The organism is Caulobacter sp. DMC95 (genome assembly GCF_056313785.1).
Window position 1 is genome coordinate 300,083 of the sequence record NZ_JBQUZP010000003.1, and the last position, 14,616, is coordinate 314,698.

Here is a 14,616-nt window from a genome sequence, read left to right on the forward strand (position 1 = left end):
TTGCGGACAGTGGGGAAGCTAAGGCATGAGCTGCGTTTGTAGCTCGGCCAAGAATTGATGCCTTGTGGCGATCTTGGCGCCGTGGCTCCTTGCCGGCGGCATTCATGGAGCGCTCCCCCTTGATCCTCCGTCATCTACGCCGTGCGAGCCTACCGCTGCTGGCCCTCCTTCTCGCCTCCTGCGCCGACAGAACCGCCCACGGACGAGAACGCACCGTCGTGATCGAACATGTGACGGTGCTGGACGGACATGGCGGGGCGGCGCTCGATGACCGCAGGGTGGTCGTAAGTGGGGGCCGCATCGTCGATGTTGGCGCCTCGGCGTCTGGCCGTCTTCCGCGCGGGGCGATGATCGTCGACGGGACGGGCAAGTTCCTGCTTCCCGGCTTCATCGACATGCACGCGCATCTTCTCTTTCCGAGATGCAATCCAGACGGCGGAGCGCCGCGCTTTGATCGCGCGCTCTCCGAGAAGGCCCTGTCGGCGCAACTGGATTTCGGGATCACCATGGTGCGCAGTCCAGCCACCCCGACGATCGAGGGCCTGAGGCTCCGCGACGCGCTCAATGCCGGCCGCGTCAGGGGGCCCCGCGCGATGGCTTCGGCGGAGCTGATCAACGATCCGACCCTTAGCGACGCGCAACTGCGCCAGATCGCGCGCGACGCTCTTCCGTACAGGCCCGACTTCTTCAAGGTTTATGCGCGGCTCCGCCCAGAGCAGGTCGCCACGGTGACGGACGAGGCTCATCGTCACCACATCCCGGTCATCGGCCATCTCCAGCGCGCGAGCTGGGCGCAAGGCGTGCGCCTGGGCGTGGATCATCTGGCCCACAGCGTCGATTGGTCCGCCGATAGCCTTCCGTCTGACCGCCGGCAGACTTACCTCGCAGCCGCAAAGATGCGGCCGGGCTTTCGATCACGCATCGACTGGCTGGAGGCGTTCGACCCCAATGGCGCGGACCAGACAGCGCTTATCGACGACCTCGCTCGACGGCGGGTTTCGGTCGACGTCACCCTGATCGCCTATGACGCCAAGTTCTCGACTCCCGACGAGGGGCGCTACCGGCGCAATCCCCACCTGCGGAACTTTCCCGAACTCCGCGAGGACTGGAGCCGTTGTGACGACGCCACGGCGGACTGGACCGTGGACGATTTCAGGCGCTGGAAGGCCGCGCGCCCCAAGCTCCAGGCCTGGATAAGGCGGATGAGTGACGGCGGCGTGCTCCTCGTCACTGGCACTGACCTCACGAACGAATGGATCGCGCCCGGAGAGGGGCTGCATCAGGAATTCGAACTCCTCGCGGAGGCTGGACTTTCCCCCGATCGTATCCTGCGGATGACCGGAGCCGACGCGGCCCTGGCTCTCGGTCGTACGGATGTTGGCGTGGTCGAGGCAGGGCGACGCGCCGATCTGGTTCTCCTGTCGGCCGATCCCCGCAAGCGCATCAGTAATACGCGTTCGATCGTGTGGGTGATGCAGGGCGGGCGCATCGTCGCCAAGGGAGCGCCGCGTTAGGCGAGTCATCAGTGTCTCAGGGGCGGGAGGTCGAAGCGCCTTCACGGCGCAACACCGTCCTCGTGACGGTCCGCAATCCACCCATTCCAAACGGCGCAAGCGTCAGCTCAGTCGCCGGAGCCCCCTACCCCATCGCCTCGGCCAGCGCCCGCGCCTCATCCTCAAACGCGCTGACCGTGTCGACCTTGCGCCAGGTGATGTCGCCGGTGTCGCGAGTCAGCTGGGTCTCCAGCACCGCCACGTCGGCGTCGGAGGCGTCGTTGACCCGGGCGGCCACGCGGGCGCGCAGCACCTCGGGCGGCGCCTCAAGCCAGACGCCGAGGAAGGCGACGTCGCAGGTCTTGGCCAGGGCCTCGGCGCGGGCGCGCTCTTCAGGCTTGAGGAACACCGCGTCCAGCACCGCCGAGCGACCGGCCTTCAGGCACAGCTCGGCGTCATGGAAGAGCTGATCATAGACCCTGGCGCTCATCTCCGGCGTATAGGCCTCGCGCGGCAGCCGCTGCAGCGAGGGCACGCCCCATAGACGCTTGCGGATCTCGTCGGTACGCAGCACCACCGCGCCCGGGGCTGAGCCCAGGCCCGGCGCGCAGACCCGCGAGAAGGTCGACTTGCCCGAGCCTGACAGGCCGCCGGCCGCCACCAGGCTGACGGGCCGCGGGGCCAGGTGCTCCAGCGCCGTCTGCAGATAGGCCCGGGCGGCCTCGTCATCGCCGGTATAGGCCCAGACATGGGTGCGCACGGCGGCGCGAACCGACAGCATCAGCGGCAGCGCCGCCAGACCCGTCCACAGGCCGTCGCCGAAGCTGCGGGCGGCTTCGTCCAGATAGGCGTTCAAGACCCGGCCTGCCGCGTCGCGGCGACGGCGGAAGTCGAGGTCCATCAACAGGAAGGCCAGATCGTACTGGATGTCGATGTCCGACAGGGTGTCGTTGAACTCGATGCAGTCGAACAGGATCGGCTGACCGTTCTCGATCAGGATGTTTCCGAGATGCAGGTCGCCATGGCAGTGGCGCGCGAAGCCCTCGCCGGCCCGGGCGTCGAGCAAGGGCCCGAGGCGCTCCAGCGCCAGATCCGTCTCATGCACCAGGCGCTCGACGGCCTGCTTGCCCAGGCGCGGCGAGAGGCCCCGCAGCAGGTTGGCGTTCGAGCGGATCGTGTAGCCCAGGGCCGAGACCCCGCCGCCTTGCGGTCGCAAGCTGGATCCGGCGTGAAAGCGCGCGACGGTGCGCCCCAGCGAGTCTTCCAGCGCGTCGTCGATCGCCCACGGCTGGGTGGCCAGGACGCCGTTCTGGTCGAACCGGCGCATTTCCAGCAGGTACTCGACGATCTCGCCGTCGCCATCGATCTCTATGCCGCCGTCGGTCGCGCGCGTCAGCCGGCGCACCTCGCGATAGATGTCCGGCGCGGCCGCGCGGTTGAAGCTGAGCTCGCGCTCCAGGGCCCAGCGCCGCAGCTCCAGCGTGGAGTAGTCGAGAAAGCCGAAATCGACCGGGCGCTTCACCTTGAACGCCGACTCGCCGATCAGGAACACGCGCGCGCACGACGTCTCGATCGTGTTCTCCGCCCGCTCGCCAAACCAGGCGGCCACTTCCTGCTCGCGCGCGGCTTCCGCGTCCTTGATCACGCCGACATTCCCATCTCTTCGCGCGCAAAAACCGGCGCCGGCGCTCCATAGCCCAAAGCCGCTCGCAAGTCCTCTCGCGCATGCCTTGATCTCGCTCTTAATTCACGGTTAGATTGCATTGAGGGTGGCTGGCGCGAGTTGTGACATGCTGATTGGGGTGGGCCTCAAGCGAGCGGGCCAAAAGCGCGAGGAAATCCTCGGCTCGGCCAGGGCGATGTTCCTGCGCGAAGGCTATGCGGACGCCGGCATGGAGACGATGGCGCGAACGGCCGGGATCTCAACCGCCACGCTGTACGCCTACTTCCCCAGCAAGGCTGACCTGTTCCGGGCGATCGTCATGGAGACGATCAGCGGTGTCGCTGCGCCCGTGCGCGAGGCTGTTCGCGTCAGGGGCGACGCCCGGACGCGCCTGACCAGCTTGGCGAAGGCCTACGCCACCTTCTTCTCGCGTCCCGACACGCGCGCGCTGTTCAGGATGGTGACCACCGAGCGGCGTCGCTTCCCGGACGTCGCCGAATACGTCCTGCAAAGCGCCCGCGACGAGCTGGGCGGCGCGGCCATCGCCGTGATCAATGACCTAGTGAAGACCGGCGAGCTCAAGGTCGACAAGCCCTCGTGGGCCGCCGGCCAGCTGATGGGCATGCTCGATCACGTCACGCTCGTCCTCGGCCTGTCGGCCGGCGACGACGTGCAGTCGCGTCGGCCGGTGCGCGCTATCGCCGAGGACGCCGTGGAGACCTTCCTGGCCCGCTACGGGGCGCGGTGAGGCGGCGGCCTTAAGGGAACAACCGCTTGGTCGTCCAACCGCCTTCGGCGCGGTCAAAGACCAGACGCTCGTGCAGGCGGAAGGGCCGGTCGCGCCAGAACTCGATCGTCACCGGCGTGATGCGATAGCCCGACCAGTGCGGCGGACGCGGCACCTTTCCGAGGCCGAACTTCAGGCCCATCTCGGCGACGCGCTTCTCCAGCGCCAGGCGATCAGGCAGAGGCCGCGACTGGTCGCTGGCCCAGGCGCCGATCTGGCTGTGCCGAGCGCGGCTGGCGAAATAGGCGTCGGCCTCGGCTTCGCTGACCGGCTCGACCGTCCCGCGAATCCGCACCTGGCGGCGCAGCGACTTCCAGTGGAACAGCAGCGCGGCCTTGGGATGAGCGTTCAGCGCCTGCCCCTTGGCGCTCTGGGTGTTGGTATAGAAGACAAAGCCCCGCGCGTCGAAGTCCTTCAGCAGCACCATCCGCGAGTCCGGCATGCCGTCGGCGTCGACCGTCGAGACCGTCATGGCGTTGGGATCGTTCGGCTCCTTCTTGCCCGCCTCCTCCAGCCACTCGGCGAACAACGCGAACGGGTCGTCCTCGCTGAGCAGCGGCGGGGGCGTGGCCTCCCGCACCTGGCGGACATAGTCGTCCTCGCTGGGCGAGGCGGGGATCAGGGTCGGATCGGCGCTCATGGGGTGGGTATAGTCCTCGAGCGAGGCCGCGACCACCATTCAGCGCCCCAAAGCGAAAGTCTTAACTTAACCGGGCGTTGACCATCCGGGCGTCAGGGTCGCCGGCATGACCGCCCGGCACTCCGCCCTGACGCTTTCGGCCGCCCGCGCCCTGCTGGGCGTGGCCGCCGACGCTGACGAGCGCGAACTGCGCAAGGCTTATCGCGAGGCCGCCAAACGGGCGCATCCCGACCGTCCGACCGGCGATGCGGCCCTGTTTCGCGACGTGCTGGCCGCCTATCGCCTGCTGCAGGACACCCCGGTCGTTCGCCACCACTTCCCGCCGGCCGTCGCTCAACCGGCGCCGATCGCCGACCGCGTCTTTCTGGAGATCGACATCGCCACGGCCCTGTCGGGCGGCGCCGAGGAGCTGGCCATCGACGGTCGGCGCCTGCGCTTGAAGCTGCCCGCCGGCCTGCGCGAGGGCGACAAGGTCCGGGTCGAGGGCGTCTGCTTCGAGGTCCGCCTGCGCGCCCAGGACGGCGCTCTGGTACGTGGCGATGATCTGTGGCTGACGGGCAAGGTCGACCCACGCGTGCTGGCCGAAGGCGGCCGGGTCGATGCCGATACGCCGCTGGGCCTGCGCCCCGCCTGGATCTCGACCAAGGCCGCCGCGCGCGGCCTCGTGCGCCTGCCCGGCCAGGGCCTGCCCGCCCGCGCCCACCACAAGGCCGGCGACCTGTTCCTGCGCCTTGAAGCCGCCGAAGGCCGCGGCGAGAGCCCGGCCCGCTCGCTGCTGAAGCGTTTTGCCGCCGTCTGGGCGGCCTAGGCTCCAAGCGCCCCCTCCGTCTCGTCGCCTATCGGCGCCGATCCACCTCCCCCGCTACGCGGGTGAGGAAGAGCGGCTCCCCTCCTGCCCCGCTTGCGGGGGGAGGTGGCGCGCGGCGCAGCCGCGTGACGGAGGGGGCGCTCCAGATAATTCTATCGCGCGCGATCTTTTTCACCGCCCCTCCCTTGAATTCATATCGTGCACGATTAAATCGTTCGTACAATTTCAAGCCAAGGAGCTTCCCGATGACCACCCTCTACACCACTCGCGCCACCGTCGTTGGCGGCCGCGAAGGCCACGCTCGTACCGAGGACGGCCTGCTGGACGTCCAGCTGTCGATGCCCAAGTCGTTGGGCGGCAAGGAAACCGGCACCAACCCCGAGCAGCTGTTCGCCGCCGGCTACGCCGCCTGTTTCCAGAGCGCCATGGGCCACGTCGCCCGCACCCAGAAGATCGCGCTCTCCGGCTCGACCGTGACCGGTCAGGTCAGCCTGGCCACCGCCGAGGTCGGCTTCCGCCTGGAAGTGGCCCTGGAGGTCGAGACCCAAGGCCTGTCGCAAGCCGACGCCGAGGCCCTGGTCGCCAGCGCTCATGCGGTCTGCCCCTATTCGAACGCCACGCGCGGCAACATCGACGTGGCCATCAGCGTCAAGGCCGCCTAACAGTTTTCCCATGACCCAGAAGCCCGCGTCATCCGATCAGCCTGTCGAGATCCTGCGTCTCGACAACCAGCTGTGCTTCGCCCTTTACGGCGCGGCCAACCGGATGACGCGGCTCTATCGCCCAATGCTCGACGCCCTGGGGCTGACCTATCCGCAGTATCTGGCGATGCTGGTGCTTTGGGAGGCCAGTCCCCGGACCGTCGGAGCACTGGGCGAGGCCCTGGATCTCGACTCCAGCACCCTGACCCCCCTGCTCAAACGGCTGGAGGCCGGGGGCCTGGTCACCCGCGACCGCGACCCGGAAGACGAGCGACGGGTGATCGTGTCGCTCACCGACCAAGGCCGCGCCTTGCGCGATCAGGCGGTGACGATTCCGGAAAAGCTGTTCTGCGCGCTGGACATGCCGCTGGACGCCATCGGCGCCCTGCGCGATCGGCTCAAGGTGCTGGCGAAGTAGCTATAGTTAGTGCGTCTCGGCGGCGGCCTTTTGGGCCTGGCGCGCGCGGTGGGCGGCATGGTCGGCGTCGCTGGTCTGGCGCAGGGCCCGCAGGTCCTCGCTGATCCGGAAGATCGCGACATAGAACTCGCAGAAGGCGCGCCACAGCAGCACCAGCGCGCCGGCGACCAACAGGCCCGCGACCAGCACCGGGAAGGCCAGCAGCAACGAGCCGACGCCCGGCTCCTTCAGCGCCAGGCCGACGGCCGCGCCGACGACCGAAAAGCCGAACAGCGCGACAACGCCGAGGCCAGCCCAATAGATGAAGTGAATCACCGGCCCGGTGACCAGGCGATCGAACGTCAGGAGATCCCAAAGCAGCGAGCTGGACCCACGCTTGGTCTTATTGGCCGGAGGCATACGTCACCCCAAGACGGCGAAAAGCGCCTCTTTGCCGCCATCGCTACCAGCGACCGGCCCGCTCGGCAATGCCGAGCGGGCCTCGTCGTTTTCAGGGTCGGGAACCCGACGCCTTTACTGAGGCTTGGCGCCCGCGACCGTGGCGTCGATCTGGGCCTTGGTGGCCGTGGTCTGGACGCCGCCGTCGGCGGTGGCGCTCAGGCTGGCGCTGGGCAGAGCGAACTTCACCCCGCCGTTCGTGACGATGACATTGGTCGAGCCATCGGCGCCGGTGGTGGTCCCGGTTATCTGGCCGACCGACACGCCCTGAGAATCCTTCACCGCCATGCCGACCTTGAAGTCAGCCGCCACATTGGCCGAGCTCGGCGTCGCGGCGCCGTCCGCCGGGTTGGCCGAAGGCGGGGTCGCGGGATTGACGGGCTGAGAGGGGCTCATGCCGGGCTGCGCGGGCGCGGCGAGATCTGTCGCGCTCGGGGGCGGCGGGCTGAAGGGCGGGGTCGCCGCTTGGGCCGGCGACGTCGTCTGGGCCGGCGGCATCGGTCCGGTCGGATTGGCCGGGGTGGTCGTGGTCTGGGCGATAGCGGCGCCGGCGAACGTCAGGGACGCGGCGGCGGCGAGCAAGGCAAGCTTGTGCGTCATGTTGGAACTCTCCGTCGAGGGCCCCTCCCGGGTAGAAACAACGTGACCTCGCCGCGGCGGTTCCGTCGGCGATCCGACACGCGCGCTATCCTGGCGTGTTTTTCGCTTCGATCAGCGCCAGGATGTAGCGCTCCATCAGCCGCACCAGCTCGTCTTCCAGGCGTTGCGGATCCAGCGCCAGCTCGGTCTCGATGGTCGCCGCGCGCAGCAGGCCGATCACGGCATGGGTCAGCACGAAACCCGCCTCGGGCGTCATGTCGAAGTCAAAGGCCGCCTTGCCGTCGATGGCGTCGAAGAACAGCTGGTGGTGACGCATCACCGCAGCATCGCCGCCGTCCTGGACCAGCGTGTCGAGAAGCGCCCGCCTGGTCGCAGGCGCGCCCTCGAAAGCCGTCGCCAGCGTCCGCACGATCAACCGAACCGCACTGATCCGAGGCCCGTCGATGACGATCGCTGCGATGCGGTCGCGCGCGGCGGCCGCCTGCCTTTGGGCCAAGGCCGCCAGGATCGCCTGCTTGCCCTTGAAGTACTGGTAGAGCGTGCCGACGCTCACCCCCGCTCGCTCGGCGATGTGGTTGGTCGTCAGGGCCCGCACGCCGCCCTGCTCCAGAAGTTGAAAGGCCGCCTGGAGAATCGCCTCGACGGTCGCCTCCGACCGCGGCTGGCGCGGCGTTCGCCTCGTCTTTTCAGTCACTTGCCGCGTCGCTCCTGCGCTGCCCGGCCCGACGGGCAAGGCGAGTAGGCCGATGAACGACGATTACATAGGCTTTGATCCCAGACGAGGGTCCATGATGGACCGCCGCCACGAGAGGATCGCATGAACACCACGCTGGAGACGGTTCGCGCCAAGGTCGCCTGGCAGAGGGACGCCCTGCCCGCCCTGTATGGCGATGTCGACTTTGACCTCACGCCCGAGCGGTTCACCGACGATCCGAAGACCAGCGTCGCCCCCCGCTTGGCCCACGCCAAGCTCGATCCCGATAAGCTGGCCCTGATCAAGGCCTACACCATGCTGGGCGATGTCGTGGCCGACGCCTATGCGGCGCTGATGCCCAGGTACGGCTTCCGGCCTCTGATCCAGATGCTGACCACGGCCTGCGACCAGGGGATCGACGCCGTGCCCGACGCGCCGCCGGAACTGGCGGCCTTCATCGCCGACATGGAGCGCGTTCCCGACTGGCTGGACATGGATTTGGTGCGCGAGGGCCAGAAGCTGGACCGCAACGCCGCCGCCAATCTGGGGCCGTTCGCGATCCGGGGCGCGTTCATCGCCACCTTCATGAATAAGTACGCCGCCCTGCCCATGGCGCTGACCGGCACGCTGTCGAACGATACCGCCGCCCGCCGGGTCAACGAGACGGCGACCTTCTTCACCACCACCCTGCTGCCAGGCTCGCTGGAGCGCCACGGCGCGGGCTTCAAGGCCGCCGCCATGGTGCGGTTGATGCATTCGATGGTGCGGTTCAACGCCCTCAAGCGCTCCAACCTGTGGGACGTGGGCGTCTATGGAATCCCGATCCCGCAGGTCGACCAGATGCCCGCCGGCCTGATCCCGATCTTCCTCATGAGCTACAAGATCGTGGCCACGGGCCGCACCGTCTTCACGCCCGAAGAGCGCGCTCGCGTCGAGCTGGCCCGCTATCGCTGCTTCCTCTTGGGCCTGCCCGAGGACCTCTTGGCCGACACCCCACAGGGCGTGGTCGACACCATGAACGCCCGCAGCGCGACCTTGCGCGCCGGCTTCGACGACGCGACCTGCGGCGAGTTGGTCCGCGCCACCCTCAACGCCTATCTGCCGCCGGACGAGCGTCCGGAAAACCGGCTGTTCGACAAGGTCGAGCGCGGCTTCGCGAAGGTGTTCTTCCTGAAGAACTTCCTGAACGGCGACCGGGCGACGGCTAGGCGGATGGGCGTCGAGATCGGCCCGCGCGACTTCATGCTGTTTGGCGTGGTGGCCCTGCTGGTCAGCAGCCAGCTGGCGGCCTACCGGCTGGCGCGGAATATTCCAGGCGTGTCCGAGTTGGCGGATCGCCGCTTGGTGGCCCGGTTGAAAAAGCAGCTGGCGCGCTATGGCCATGCCGAGTTCACCAGCGACGCGGAGAAATACCGGCCGGCGGCGGGAGCCAAGGCGGCGGCTTAAAGCTGGGGCGGCTCGCGCGCCCTCTCCCATGGGGAGAGGGTTAGGGCGAGGAGGACTGCCCAGGACGGAGCGCCGGCACGCCGGCAAACTTTGTAACCCCTCACCCTCCCACCGCTTCACGGCGGGCCCCTCCCTCTCCCTTTGGAAGAGGGATTCTGAACTCCCTAGACCATCCCCACAGTCTTCAGTCGCGCGCGGGGGTGGATCTCGTTCTGGCTCATCACCACGGTCTGGCCGCGGAAGCGCTCGATGATCGAGCGGACATACGGGCGCACGCCGGGGCTGGTCAGCAGCACGGGCGCCTCGCCCGCGAGGGCCGCGCGCTCGAAGCTGTCGCGGACGCCACGGATGAAGTCCTGCAGACGCGAAGGCGGCAGGGCCAGCTGCTTGTCGTCGCCCGGGCCGATCAGGGCCTCGGCGAAGGCGTGCTCCCAGTCGGCCGACAGGGTGATGATCGGCAGGGCGCCGTCGTCGCCGCGATTGGCCCAGCACAGCTGGCGGGCCAGGCGCGCGCGCACCTGCTCGACCAGCTGGGTGACCGAGGCGGTGTGCGGGGCGGCCTCGCCGATGCCCTCCAGGATCTGCGGCAGATCGCGGATCGAGACGCGCTCGCGCAGCAGCGACTGCAGCACGCGCTGCACGGTCGTGGCGGTCACGGTGCCCGGGATCAGGTCGTCGACCAGCTTCTTCTGCGTCTCGGGCAGCTCCTTCAGCAGCTTCTGCACCTCGGCGTAGGACAGCAGGTCGGCCATGTTCTCCTTGAGGATCTCGGTCAGGTGCGTGGTGAGCACCGTGGCCGGGTCGACGACCGTGTAGCCCCGGAAGGTGGCTTCCTCGCGCAGGTCGTCGGTGATCCAGGTGGCGGGCAGGCCAAAGGCCGGTTCGCGCACGTGTTCGCCCGGCAGTTCGACCTGGCCGCCGCGCGGGTCCATGCACATCAGGCTGCCCAGGCGGACTTCGCCCGCGCCGGCTTCCATCTCCTTGATGCGGATGGCGTAGCCCTGGTTGGCCAGGCGCATGTTGTCCAGGATGCGGACCGGCGGCATGACGAAGCCGAACTCGCTGGCCAGGGTCTTGCGCAGGGCGCGGATCTGGTCGGTCAGCTTGCGGCCGTCCAGGTCGTTGATCAGGGTCAGCAGGCCATAGCCCAGCTCGATCTTGACGTCGTCGATGGCCAGGGACGCGCTGATCGGCTCCTCTTCCGGCTCGGACGGTGCGGCGGCCTCGAGGTCGGCGGGGTCGATGGGTTTGGGTTTCTTGGCGTCCTGGATGCGCTTGTAGGCCAGGGCCCCGGCCGCCAGCGACATGGCCGCGAACGGGAAGATCGGCATGCCCGGGATCAGAGCGATGACGCCCGACGAGGCCGACACCATGCCCAGGCCTACCGGGTTCATGGCCAGCTGGGTGGTCAGGGCCTTGTCGGCCGAGCCTTCGACGCCCGCCTTGGAGACCACCATACCGGCGGCGATCGAGATGATCAGGGCCGGGATCTGGCTGACCAGGCCGTCGCCGATAGTCATGATGGTGTAGGTCGAGGCCGCGTCGCCGAACGGGAGCTTGTGCTGCACCACGCCGATGATGATGCCGCCGATGATGTTGATCGCCGTGATGATCAGGCCGGCGATCGCATCGCCCTTCACGAACTTGCTGGCGCCGTCCATGGCCCCGAAGAACGTACTTTCCTGCTCCAGCTCCTTGCGGCGGATCTTGGCCTCGTCCTGATTGATCAGGCCGGTCGACAGGTCGGCGTCGATCGCCATCTGCTTGCCGGGCATCGAGTCCAGGGTGAAGCGGGCCGCGACTTCGGCGATCCGGCCCGAACCCTTGGTCACGACCATGAAGTTCACGACGATCAGGATGATGAAGACGATCACCCCGATGACGAAGTTGCCCTGCATCATCAGGTGACCGAAGGCCTCGATCACCGCGCCGGCGCCGCCGGTGCCTTCCTGGCCATGCGCCAGGATCAACCGGGTCGAGGCGATGTTCAGGCCCAGGCGATACAGCGTCGCGACCAGCAGCACGGTCGGGAACGAGGTGAACTCCAGCGGCTTCTTGATCAGGATCGCCGTCATCAGGATCAGCACCGATCCCGTGAGCGAAATGGCCAGCAGCAGGTCCAGCAGGAAAGCCGGAACCGGCAGGATCAGCAGCACAATGATGCCGACCACGCCCAGGGCCAGGCCCATCTCGCCGCGCATCAGCCCGTCGAGCAGCGACTTGGGGCTGGGCATCGCGCTGGCGGTCGGGGCGGCGGCGTCGGCCATTAGGAACCTTGAACCGGGGATGGAAGGCTAGGCTTTCGCTTGAAGCGATTTGCGGCCCGCCGCCATCTTGTTAACCAAACTTTGCATGTCGTGGCGCCGGACCGATGGTCGCGGCGGCGCGACATGTTGGCCTGACGCTTTGCCTCGTCCTCGCCCTTCGACAGGCTAAGGGTGAGGACGACTGAAGCGCCGGGCCAGGGGTAGAAAACCTCACCCTGAGCTTATCGAAGGGCGAGATTTTCGGTCCCGCCGCCTCGACGCTCCAGCCTTAAGCCGCAGCGCCCACCCCGCCCTGTGGCGGCGGCACCGACACGCCGGCGTCGGCATATTCCTTCAGCTTGTTGCGCAGGGTGCGGATCGAGATGCCCAGGATGTTGGCCGCGTGGGTGCGGTTGCCCAGGCAGTGCTCGAGCGTATCGATGATCAGCTGCTGCTCGACCTCGGCGACGGTCGAGCCGACGAAGGCGCGCGAAGCGGCGTCGGCGGCCATCTGGGCGCCGCGGGCCACCGCAACGTCCGGGGCCGGCGCCATCGGCTGGCCGTCGGGCAGGCGGATGGCGAACTCCTCGATCTCCGGACCGGTCGACAGCAGCACCGCGCGGTGCATGGCGTTTTCCAGCTCGCGGACGTTCCCAGGCCAGCGGTGGGCGATCAGACGGCGCTTGGCCTCGGCAGAGATCGGCTTCTCGTCGATGCCGTTGGCGGCCGAGTACTTCTTCACGAAGAACTCGCACAGGCTGATCACGTCGGCCGGACGCTCGCGCAGCGGCGGCAGGCGCAGATTCACGACGTTCAGGCGATAGAGCAGGTCTTCCCGGAACGTCCCGTCCTTCACCGCCTGCGCCAGGTCGCGGTTGCTAGTGGCCAGGATACGGATGTTGACCTTGACCGGCTTTGAGCCGCCGACGCGGTCGATCTCGCGCTCCTGGATGGCGCGCAGCAGCTTGGCCTGCAGGCGCACGTCCATTTCCGAGATTTCGTCCAGCAGCAGGGTGCCGCCGTCGGCCTCCTCGAACTTGCCGATGCGGCGAGCCATGGCGCCGGTGAAGGCGCCCTTCTCGTGGCCGAACAGCTCGCTTTCCAGCAGGTTCTCGGGGATGGCGGCGCAGTTAACGCTGATGAACGGCGCCTTGGCCCGGCGGGATTTGCCGTGGACATAGCGCGCCATGACCTCCTTACCCGAACCGCTTTCGCCGGTGATCAGGATCGAGGCTTCGGACGGGGCGACCTGGTCGGCCAGCTTGATGACCTGCTCCATAGCCGGATCGCGGACGACCATCGGCTTTTCGTCGTCGGTGACGGCGGCCAGGACGGCGGCGATCAGCTCGGCGTCCGGCGGCAGCGGGATGAACTCCTTGGCGCCGGCCTTGATGGCGTTGGCGGCGCGCATCGGATCGGCGTCGACGCCGCAGGCCACCACCGGCACCCGCATCCGCTCGGCCTCGTTGGCGGCGATCAGACCGGCGATGTCGAGCGCGTAGTCGACCATCAGCAGGTCAGCGCCCTGCCCCGCTCGCAGCGCGTTGGTCGCCTGCTCCGTCGTTTCGACGTGCGAGACCTTCGCGCCCGCGCCCATCGCCATCTTCACGGCGACCGAGAGCTGCCCGTTCAGTTTTCCAACGACCAGAAGCCGCATCTCTTACTCTCCCTCTCGAACGACCACCGGGCGTCAGCCCTGGTCGCCGTCCTTGATGATTTCCGTCATGGTCACGCCCAGGCGCTCGTCGACGACGACGACCTCGCCCCGGGCGACCAGGCGGTTATTGACGTAGATGTCGATCGCCTCGCCGACCTTACGGTCCAGCTCAAGGATCGAGCCCTGGCCGAGTTGCAGCAGCTGCGCCACCGACATGTTGGCGCGGCCCAGCACGGCCGAGATGTTGACCGGAACGTCGAAGACCGGCGCCAGGTCCGCAGCGGTCTTGTCGCTGAGCTCGACCGGCATCTCGGAGGCCAGCATGGCGCCTCCGAATTCGTCGAGCGGGAGATTGTCTTCGGCCATCGTTCGTCAGCCTTCCTAGGTAAACAGGGGTTCGGCGTGGAGGCCTTCGGCGGCGATCGCCGCCTCCAGCGCCTCGGCGACGCGCTGGGCGGCGCCGTCGGGGTCGAAGGCCGCGCGGCCATCGCCCCAGTCGAAGGTAAAGGCAGCGGGAGCCATGGCGCCGTCGGCGCGCGCGACGATCTGGCCTTGGAAACCGATCTGTGCGGCGACGTTCTCCAGCGCCTGCTGGGTGCGCTCCTCAAGCTCGGGCGAGACGCGCACGAAGATCCGGGGCTGGGCCTCGACCTCGCGGGCCAGCGCCTCGAGAGCCGCCGTGACCGGGGCCTCGGGGAAATGGGTCAGGGCCGCATCGGCGATCTTGCGGCCGCAGGCCAGGGCCAGCATCGCCGAGCCCTCGCGATGCTCGTGCGCCACATGGGCCAGGGTCTGAAAGGCTTGCTGCACGGCCTGAGCCACCTCGGCCAGGGCGTGGGCGGCTTCCTGCTCGGCACGGACCAGGGCCGAGCGCTCGCCCTCGGCGTAGGCCTGCGCCTTGGCGGCCTCGACCTCTTCGGGCGTGAAGCTCTTCTTCACGCGCGGCGCGGTGTAGGCCACGCCGCCCTGGTCGTCGAAGACGGTGTCGAAGGCGAACTTGCGGTGAGGGATGTCGGTCATCGCAT

Annotated in this window: 15 protein-coding genes and 1 pseudogene; 7 read left to right on the top strand and 9 right to left on the bottom strand. The window is 68.2% G+C overall.

From position 1 onward, the window contains the following. The first annotated feature begins 119 nt into the window (after positions 1-119). Complete coding sequence (locus ACT53N_RS09465; protein ID WP_476063662.1) at positions 120-1,514, top strand: amidohydrolase family protein; 1,395 nt, start codon at positions 120-122, stop codon at positions 1,512-1,514. A 124-nt stretch (positions 1,515-1,638) separates the two neighbouring features. Here ACT53N_RS09465 and ACT53N_RS09470 read toward each other — a convergent pair whose 3' ends face one another. Then, positions 1,639-3,138 carry a bifunctional aminoglycoside phosphotransferase/ATP-binding protein gene (locus ACT53N_RS09470; protein ID WP_476063663.1) on the bottom strand — a complete coding sequence of 500 codons (1,500 nt, stop codon included), beginning with the start codon at positions 3,136-3,138 and terminating at the stop codon, positions 1,639-1,641. 145 nt (positions 3,139-3,283) lie between these two features. Between ACT53N_RS09470 and ACT53N_RS09475 the strand changes: the two genes are divergently transcribed. Beyond that, a complete protein-coding gene (locus tag ACT53N_RS09475; RefSeq protein WP_476063664.1) occupies positions 3,284-3,904 on the top strand; it encodes a TetR/AcrR family transcriptional regulator in 621 nt (206 codons plus the stop codon). Positions 3,905-3,914: 10 nt separating this feature from the next. Here the strand turns inward: ACT53N_RS09475 and pdxH are convergent, their stop codons facing one another. After that, positions 3,915-4,583, bottom strand: coding sequence for a pyridoxamine 5'-phosphate oxidase (pdxH, locus tag ACT53N_RS09480; RefSeq protein ID WP_476063873.1), 669 nt, complete (start codon positions 4,581-4,583; stop codon positions 3,915-3,917). A gap of 106 nt (positions 4,584-4,689) precedes the next feature. Between pdxH and ACT53N_RS09485 the strand changes: the two genes are divergently transcribed. The 3 genes from ACT53N_RS09485 to ACT53N_RS09495 all read left to right on the top strand — a co-directional run bounded on the left by ACT53N_RS09485 (position 4,690) and on the right by ACT53N_RS09495 (position 6,510). Then, a complete protein-coding gene (locus ACT53N_RS09485) occupies positions 4,690-5,391 on the top strand; it encodes a DnaJ domain-containing protein (protein ID WP_476063665.1) in 702 nt (233 codons plus the stop codon). Positions 5,392-5,636: 245 nt separating this feature from the next. Next, complete coding sequence (locus ACT53N_RS09490) at positions 5,637-6,053, top strand: organic hydroperoxide resistance protein (RefSeq protein WP_476063666.1); 417 nt, start codon at positions 5,637-5,639, stop codon at positions 6,051-6,053. Between the two features lie 10 nt (positions 6,054-6,063). After that, a complete protein-coding gene (locus tag ACT53N_RS09495) occupies positions 6,064-6,510 on the top strand; it encodes a MarR family winged helix-turn-helix transcriptional regulator (protein WP_476063667.1) in 447 nt (148 codons plus the stop codon). Positions 6,511-6,516: 6 nt separating this feature from the next. Here the strand turns inward: ACT53N_RS09495 and ACT53N_RS09500 are convergent, their stop codons facing one another. From ACT53N_RS09500 to ACT53N_RS09510, 3 genes are all read right to left on the bottom strand, one after another. Further along, positions 6,517-6,909, bottom strand: coding sequence for a DUF4282 domain-containing protein (locus ACT53N_RS09500; RefSeq protein ID WP_310214461.1), 393 nt, complete (start codon positions 6,907-6,909; stop codon positions 6,517-6,519). Between the two features lie 114 nt (positions 6,910-7,023). After that, the gene (locus tag ACT53N_RS09505; RefSeq protein WP_476063668.1) at positions 7,024-7,548 is read right to left on the bottom strand and encodes a hypothetical protein; all 525 of its coding nucleotides are present in this window, start codon (positions 7,546-7,548) and stop codon (positions 7,024-7,026) included. A gap of 85 nt (positions 7,549-7,633) precedes the next feature. Next, positions 7,634-8,242 (bottom strand): TetR/AcrR family transcriptional regulator, encoded by a 609-nt coding sequence (locus ACT53N_RS09510; RefSeq protein ID WP_476063669.1) that lies wholly within the window; start codon positions 8,240-8,242, stop codon positions 7,634-7,636. A 123-nt stretch (positions 8,243-8,365) separates the two neighbouring features. Here ACT53N_RS09510 and ACT53N_RS09515 point away from each other — a divergent pair, with 123 nt between their 5' ends. Beyond that, entirely contained in the window at positions 8,366-9,688 is a 1,323-nt protein-coding gene (locus ACT53N_RS09515; RefSeq protein ID WP_476063670.1) for an oxygenase MpaB family protein, read from the top strand. Positions 9,689-9,753: 65 nt separating this feature from the next. Then, positions 9,754-9,846: pseudogene (locus ACT53N_RS09520) on the top strand (hypothetical protein); the annotation flags it as partial. Positions 9,847-9,852: 6 nt separating this feature from the next. Here the strand turns inward: ACT53N_RS09520 and flhA are convergent. From flhA to ACT53N_RS09540, 4 genes are all read right to left on the bottom strand, one after another. Further along, entirely contained in the window at positions 9,853-11,955 is a 2,103-nt protein-coding gene (gene flhA / locus ACT53N_RS09525; protein ID WP_476063671.1) for a flagellar biosynthesis protein FlhA, read from the bottom strand. 268 nt (positions 11,956-12,223) lie between these two features. Continuing rightward, positions 12,224-13,591, bottom strand: a complete 1,368-nt coding sequence (gene flbD, locus ACT53N_RS09530; protein WP_476063672.1) for a sigma-54-dependent transcriptional regulator FlbD — start codon at positions 13,589-13,591, stop codon at positions 12,224-12,226. A gap of 33 nt (positions 13,592-13,624) precedes the next feature. Further along, the gene (gene fliN / locus ACT53N_RS09535) at positions 13,625-13,957 is read right to left on the bottom strand and encodes a flagellar motor switch protein FliN (RefSeq protein WP_476063673.1); all 333 of its coding nucleotides are present in this window, start codon (positions 13,955-13,957) and stop codon (positions 13,625-13,627) included. A gap of 15 nt (positions 13,958-13,972) precedes the next feature. Then, entirely contained in the window at positions 13,973-14,611 is a 639-nt protein-coding gene (locus ACT53N_RS09540; RefSeq protein WP_476063674.1) for a FliH/SctL family protein, read from the bottom strand. Positions 14,612-14,616 lie beyond the last annotated feature (5 nt).

Bases quoted from the DNA above. Each gene is read 5' to 3' on its own strand.
- ACT53N_RS09485 (WP_476063665.1), top strand. From the start codon at position 4,690: ATGACCGCCCGGCACTCCGCCCTGACGCTTTCGGCCGCCCGCGCCCTG.
- flbD (WP_476063672.1), bottom strand. From the start codon at position 13,591: ATGCGGCTTCTGGTCGTTGGAAAACTGAACGGGCAGCTCTCGGTCGCC.
- ACT53N_RS09475 (WP_476063664.1), top strand. From the start codon at position 3,284: ATGCTGATTGGGGTGGGCCTCAAGCGAGCGGGCCAAAAGCGCGAGGAA.
- ACT53N_RS09515 (WP_476063670.1), top strand. From the start codon at position 8,366: ATGAACACCACGCTGGAGACGGTTCGCGCCAAGGTCGCCTGGCAGAGG.
- pdxH (WP_476063873.1), bottom strand. From the start codon at position 4,583: ATGAGCGCCGATCCGACCCTGATCCCCGCCTCGCCCAGCGAGGACGAC.
- ACT53N_RS09490 (WP_476063666.1), top strand. From the start codon at position 5,637: ATGACCACCCTCTACACCACTCGCGCCACCGTCGTTGGCGGCCGCGAA.
- ACT53N_RS09495 (WP_476063667.1), top strand. From the start codon at position 6,064: ATGACCCAGAAGCCCGCGTCATCCGATCAGCCTGTCGAGATCCTGCGT.
- fliN (WP_476063673.1), bottom strand. From the start codon at position 13,957: ATGGCCGAAGACAATCTCCCGCTCGACGAATTCGGAGGCGCCATGCTG.
- ACT53N_RS09540 (WP_476063674.1), bottom strand. From the start codon at position 14,611: ATGACCGACATCCCTCACCGCAAGTTCGCCTTCGACACCGTCTTCGAC.
- ACT53N_RS09505 (WP_476063668.1), bottom strand. From the start codon at position 7,548: ATGACGCACAAGCTTGCCTTGCTCGCCGCCGCCGCGTCCCTGACGTTC.
- ACT53N_RS09500 (WP_310214461.1), bottom strand. From the start codon at position 6,909: ATGCCTCCGGCCAATAAGACCAAGCGTGGGTCCAGCTCGCTGCTTTGG.
- flhA (WP_476063671.1), bottom strand. From the start codon at position 11,955: ATGGCCGACGCCGCCGCCCCGACCGCCAGCGCGATGCCCAGCCCCAAG.